The following is a 5,517-nucleotide window of genomic DNA, read 5'->3' as shown; positions in this document are numbered from 1 at the left end:
CCGCCATTATCAAGATAAAACTGCCTTCCCAAAGCTAACTGGACAGGCTCCTAGGGACAACTCCGCCTAGCCGGGAGGATCGCATGGCCTGCAGTACGTTCAGAGTTTCTGGGCGAGAGCTTCGGCATTCGGGACGCAGTGGATGATCATGGTGGCCTTGCAAGTGCTTGATCAGAGCGAGCCGTGCCGGTCGGGGTGATCGCGGGTGTGCTGGATGCTGACGCAGCGTTCGTTACGACGTAGTCGAGCTTCTCGCAAGGAGAGGCTTTGTCCGACAAACCGAACAAGACGGATTTATCTATCTCTCACTCACGAATAAGGATCGCAAACTTCGCGGATCTCGCTCGCTGCAAACCCAATTCGAATCGACATCATGTCGTTGGCACGTCGGTTGCTGCTCCAAAGGTTAAGTTAAGGATTACGAATGTCTCAAGCTGTTAGGCTCACGCCCCACGAGACGGTCAGAAGGCTCGAGCACTTCCGCAAGGAGCGGATTGTCAAAGTGCTCTATACGCCGGATGGGGTGCCGCCGCCGGCATACTTGCAGCTAAAACAGGACGACCAACCAGAGATCAGGGCGGGATGTATTCACGTCGCCGTTGCCGGACAGGAACGGGAGCTCGGTCCGAGTTCGGTATGTGACGTCTCAGGCGCCGGTCCTCACAAAGTATGGAATACAGGCGACGAACCCGCAGACTCCATATACGTAACGCCGCCGCGGGAATGGACATGCGAACCGTTTGCCGTGTTCGATCGCTTGCAGCGTCAGGAGCGCGTCGGACGTGATGGAATGCCGAGATTGCCAACGTTCGGCGTGTATCTCACTGCTTATCGCCACGTCTTTCCTATAGCGGGACCGCAATGGTTGTTTCGCTCTGCCACGGCAGGTCCGGAGGCATCGGCCAGCCGCGGCTTACGCGCTGCCTTGAGGCATCCAAAGCTGGCGTTATCTCATAACCAAGCGATGCCCTCGCATGGGCAGGAACGGCAAGCTGATAGCAAACTCAAGCGAACATCCGGAGCTCTAAGTGCCAATTTCTCGAATTACTGCAGCTGCAAGTGCAGCATTCCTCTCTTGTGCTTTGGCTTCGACCGCGCCAGCTGCCGACGTTAATATCGCCGTGGTCGGCCCGATGACCGGAAGCACTGCTGCGCTTGGCGTACAGATGCGCGACGGTGCTACTGCGGCTGTCGATGCGTTAAATGCTTCGGGCCTACTTCCCGGTATCAAGGTCATATTGAGCGTCGCCGATGACGCGTGCGATCCCAAGCAGGCCGTCGCAGTTGCCAATCGGCTGACGATGGATCAAGTCAAGTTGGTCGTTGGCCACTTTTGTTCGTCTTCCTCTATCCCCGCTTCCGACGTTTACGCCGAAGCGGCACTTATTCAGATTTCACCTGGCTCAACGAATCCTCAGCTAACAGAGCGTGGTCTCAAGACGGTGTTTCGGATCTGCGGCCGCGACGACCAACAAGGACTCGTGGCGGCCGAATACATCTTGCGACATTATCCGAACAAGAAGATTGCCGTCCTTGACGACAAGAGTACCGCCGGCAAGGGCATTGCCGACGTCGTTGAGTCACGCCTTCAGGAAGCGGGCGAAAAGGTCATTCGGCAAAGCTATGTGGCCGGCGAAAAGGACTACACTGCCCTGGTCTCAAGAATGAAAAGAGACGGAATCCAGATCGCCTATATCGGCGGCTATTACAACGAGATCGGCTTGATTGTGCGTCAAGCCGCAGAAGCAGGCGCAGGTCTCACTATCATGGCGAACGATCCGTTGATGACCAGCGACTTTTCGGCGATCGCGGGCGAAGCAGCAAACGGCACACTGTTCACCTTCATGCCCGACTCCACCAAGAATGCTCAAGCGGCGGACGCCGTAGCTAGGCTCAAGTCTTCCAACATGTCGGCGGGAGGCTACACGCTCTACGCCTATGCCGCCGTCCAGGCATGGGCGGACGCGGTAAAGCGGGCCGGTACCTTCGACGGTCCGCGAGTAGCAGCTGCGCTTCGTTCGCAGCCAACCCAAACAGTAATCGGGCCGGTCCGGTTCGATACCAAAGGAGACAATGCAGCTCCCGGCTTCGTCGTATACCGGTGGCATAACAACATTGTCGAGACCGTCGAGTAGAACTCATCGTTGTGACCGCACACGAGCCTAGATATTCAGCGAAGTAATGGAAATGATGAAACGTAATTCCGGACATGACGTGCTACTCGGGTCGGTTCTCGCGCTCGCGGTACTCGCGTCGTTTCTCGCGCTCGCAGTACTGCTCGTGGAGCTATCCGATGACGCCGATGCGCCAACGGAAGAGTTTATGCCCAACGGCACAGCTCGGCCGATGTCGCTGCGTTACTTTTGCTTAGCTCTTTGCCGAACTTCCACTGTGCGATCTGAGACCGATCCGGACCAATATTTGGTACCTGGACCAACGCAGCGTGATATTGCCGCCAACTCAGAAATGACGGCAATGCCGATCCGTGACCGAGGCGGCTGATTGCTGCACTTTGGATGCCGGCCGTGCTCGCTGTCCCAACAAACACTCGAACTCTGTCCTCAGGCCGTCTACCGGACTGACTGACCGGCATGCTGACAACTGCAAGCGCCCTCCGTGGTTCAACGGGAGAAACCTATGTCCGATGCCAAATTGCAAAATGTGCTCTCTTCTCTTTCGCAGGCAGCGAAACAGTTAGATGCGCTGCCGTCCGGCCGGCCTGCGTCGGCCGCTAATTACGTCAAACTAAACACGAATGAGAACCCATTTCCGTTGCCAACAATCGTATGGCAAAGTGCAATTGCGGCGCTTGAGCGGCAGTATCTGTATCCAGAAGATGACAACATTAGCCTGAGGGAAGCAGCCGCTAATACCTACGGCGTCGCAATCGATCATGTGATTGCCGGCAATGGATCATCTGAGCTTCTCGGGCTCATCTACAGAACATTTCTTGCCCCCGGGCGACAGCGTCGCAATGCTGTCGCCAGGTTTTTCATTCAATCACAAACTTGTTATGTTGCAGGGTGCTCAACTGCTTGAAATCAGATGTAACGAACCTCAGTCGTTGCCGATAGAGCAATTGCTCTTTGGGCCAGCAAAAGATGCCAAGTTCATTCTGTTGGCGAATCCGAACAATCCGACCGGAACGTTCATCCCTATCGCCGATATCGAACGCCTCCTGGCACAATCGGACCGCCTCGTCGTGTTGGACGAAGCGTATGTCGATTCTGCGCCTGATAATGGCCTGCGGCCCCTCAGCCGTTATCCGGATCTTCTGCTCTTAAGAACACTTTCGAAAAGCTATGCCGCCGCTGGCGTTCGCGTCGGCTTCGGGTTCGGCCACCCGCAGCTTATTGGACGGCTTCGTAACATCCAGAACGTCTTCAGCATGAATGTAATCGGGCACGCGGTCGGCATCAGCATTCTTGCGCTTCGCGCCGTCTATGAAGAGAACCATAGGCACATCAGGCATGAAAGACAGCGGGTTGCGACCGCATTGTCGCAACTTGGATTTTCTCTAACGCCCTCCCACGCAAACTTCTTGCTAGCGCGTGTGCCTGCGGGACACGACGGTAGATGGTGGCAGGCCGCTTTGGAAAGGCAAAGAATACTTGTTGCCTTCCTTTCCAATAACGCTCTTGAAAATTGCATCCGCGTGAGCATCGGGACAAAAACGCAAATGGATGCGTTTCTGGGAGCCGTCAGTGACATTTCTGACAGCTTAAAGCTAGGAAGATCGCCAGTTCTAACGTTCGGCATCTTCGATCACTTAGACGAGGACGGCCGCGACATCGCCCGACAATACGCAGATCGCCTCGTCCTGGCAGAGGCGTACGACCGACTCGGCTTCTTTGCATATCACGTGGCAGAACACCACTGTACGCCGCATGGGAGAGGTCCATCGCCAAATTTGTTCTTGTCGAGCGTCGCACAGCGCACACGGCAACTTCGTATCGGGCCATTGGTGATGCTGCTTAACCTCTATCATCTCCTGCGTGCGTTTGAAGAGATCTGTATGCTCGATCACTTGAGCGGTGGCCGGCTTGAGGTGGGTATCGGACGCGGCTCTCTTCCGCTTGAATTGGGCTACTACGGCATCAGTGCTGACGCGGCGCCAAGCCGTTATGAAGAAGCAAGCGAAGCCCTTATCAGCGCTATGAAAGGCGGCATGCTATCCTATCAAGGCCAACATTTTGAGCTAAACAGCGTTCCGTTGACGGTAAAAACTTATCAGCGTCCAAGGCCGCCGACATGGATTGCCACAAATCGACCCGAGTCCGCAGCTTGGGCAGCTGCCAATGGCGCAAATCTCGCGTGCGTAGGCCCCTCCTCTGCTGTACGCAAAGTAACTGATGCCTTCCGCGCTCATCGAGAGCCCAACGGCGAGGCTCACGATCAAATGCCATTTCTTGGATTGCTTCGCATGGTCGTGATTGCGCGTTCGGAGATAGATGCCTATTCGCTCGCGGCATCTGCTTACGCACAATGGCTCGAGAGCTTTAAGTTCCTTTACGAGCTCAATGCCATCCCTACACCACCACACCTTCCGCTGACCTTCGATGCGGCAATCGAGAGCGAATTGTGCGTCGTCGGAACGTCAGCTTCTGTGCGACAAGTTCTCCTAAATCAGCTGGAAGAGTCAGGTGCGAATTACCTTCTTTGTCAACTCGCATTTGGCAATCTGCCATTAGATGCTTCCCTGTGCACCGCAACCGCAATCCAATCCGAAATCATGGCTGGACTTGGCCGACAATGATTTGCCCGTCCGGCTTTAGACATCAAACGTTGTGGCAGCGCTCCTAGACCCTTCCCGTATAGTCGGCGGGCAGCATGCGCTCACGATCAGCAGCTCCTGTTTGCTCACCACGACGTCCATGGGTCGACGAGGTGCGCTGTTGCCGCGATCCGGCAGCTCACGCTTTTCTAATCACACCTACGGAGGACTGACTAATGACGAAAGACCGATTCGCCATGGGCTTTGCCCTTGCATTGATTCTGATGGCGAGCTTTCCTGGAGCCGCCGGCGCGGAGGAGCCTGCGTACGCGGGCCTGAACGGGGGCGCGCCGATCAACACCGGCGACGTGTTGTCAGGCGAGCTCTACGCGATTCGCATACGCGATGCCAAGCACGGCAAAAAGGTCGCCTACCATATCATCTCCGCGCCGCGCCGGCTGCCCGAGCCGCACGCGCTGTGCAAGCTAGAGACCGGACCGGTAATGTTTCAGCTGCTCACAACTGGCGAAGCGCACGCCAGTCAGCTGAAGCCACTAGTCGGCAAGAGGATCTCGGTGAAGGTCGATGAAATCGCCTGTGCCGACGCTGAGCAGATGAGCGAGGCGGTGATCAAGAAGTGGAGTCTGGTGAAACAGCGTTGACTTGTTAGAGCCTGCGCTGACGATGTTCCAGCATATCGCGCAACCAGTTGCGGAATTCGCCCCACTGCCGTGGAAGGAACTAGGTCAGCGTTTTCTTGGTTCGAATCATATCAGGCGGCGTCGGCGAGTTTGTAGGACCAC

General features: G+C 56.0%; 4 protein-coding genes and 1 pseudogene. All 5 read left to right on the top strand.

The features are described 5' to 3' along the window. Positions 1–1,028 precede the first annotated feature (1,028 nt). The 5 genes and pseudogenes from KJQ96_RS37925 (at position 1,029) to KJQ96_RS37905 (ending at position 5,376) form a co-directional block, all read left to right on the top strand. The gene (locus KJQ96_RS37925) at positions 1,029–2,135 is read left to right on the top strand and encodes a branched-chain amino acid ABC transporter substrate-binding protein (RefSeq protein ID WP_275190806.1); all 1,107 of its coding nucleotides are present in this window, start codon (positions 1,029–1,031) and stop codon (positions 2,133–2,135) included. A 52-nt stretch (positions 2,136–2,187) separates the two neighbouring features. After that, entirely contained in the window at positions 2,188–2,502 is a 315-nt protein-coding gene (locus KJQ96_RS37920; protein ID WP_213291095.1) for a hypothetical protein, read from the top strand. A 135-nt stretch (positions 2,503–2,637) separates the two neighbouring features. Next, positions 2,638–3,727, top strand: a pseudogene (locus KJQ96_RS41910) (pyridoxal phosphate-dependent aminotransferase); the annotation flags it as partial. Continuing rightward, positions 3,710–4,756: an LLM class flavin-dependent oxidoreductase gene (locus KJQ96_RS37910; protein ID WP_309142543.1), complete on the top strand. Its 1,047-nt coding sequence runs from the start codon at positions 3,710–3,712 to the stop codon at positions 4,754–4,756. The pseudogene KJQ96_RS41910 and the gene KJQ96_RS37910, both read left to right, overlap by 18 nt. Before the next feature lie 194 nt (positions 4,757–4,950). Beyond that, positions 4,951–5,376, top strand: a complete 426-nt coding sequence (locus tag KJQ96_RS37905; RefSeq protein WP_108521594.1) for a hypothetical protein — start codon at positions 4,951–4,953, stop codon at positions 5,374–5,376. Positions 5,377–5,517 lie beyond the last annotated feature (141 nt).

The organism is Bradyrhizobium sp. sGM-13 (assembly GCF_018398875.1).
Taxonomy (GTDB): Bacteria; Pseudomonadota; Alphaproteobacteria; order Rhizobiales; family Xanthobacteraceae; genus Bradyrhizobium.
Note: the sequence above shows the minus strand (reverse complement) of the source record. Positions and strands in the feature narration are given on the sequence as shown.

What these genes read in the sequence shown, in the direction of transcription:
- KJQ96_RS37920 (WP_213291095.1), top strand. Translation starts at nt 2,188, where the DNA reads ATGATGAAACGTAATTCCGGACATGACGTGCTACTCGGGTCGGTTCTC.
- KJQ96_RS37905 (WP_108521594.1), top strand. Translation starts at nt 4,951, where the DNA reads ATGACGAAAGACCGATTCGCCATGGGCTTTGCCCTTGCATTGATTCTG.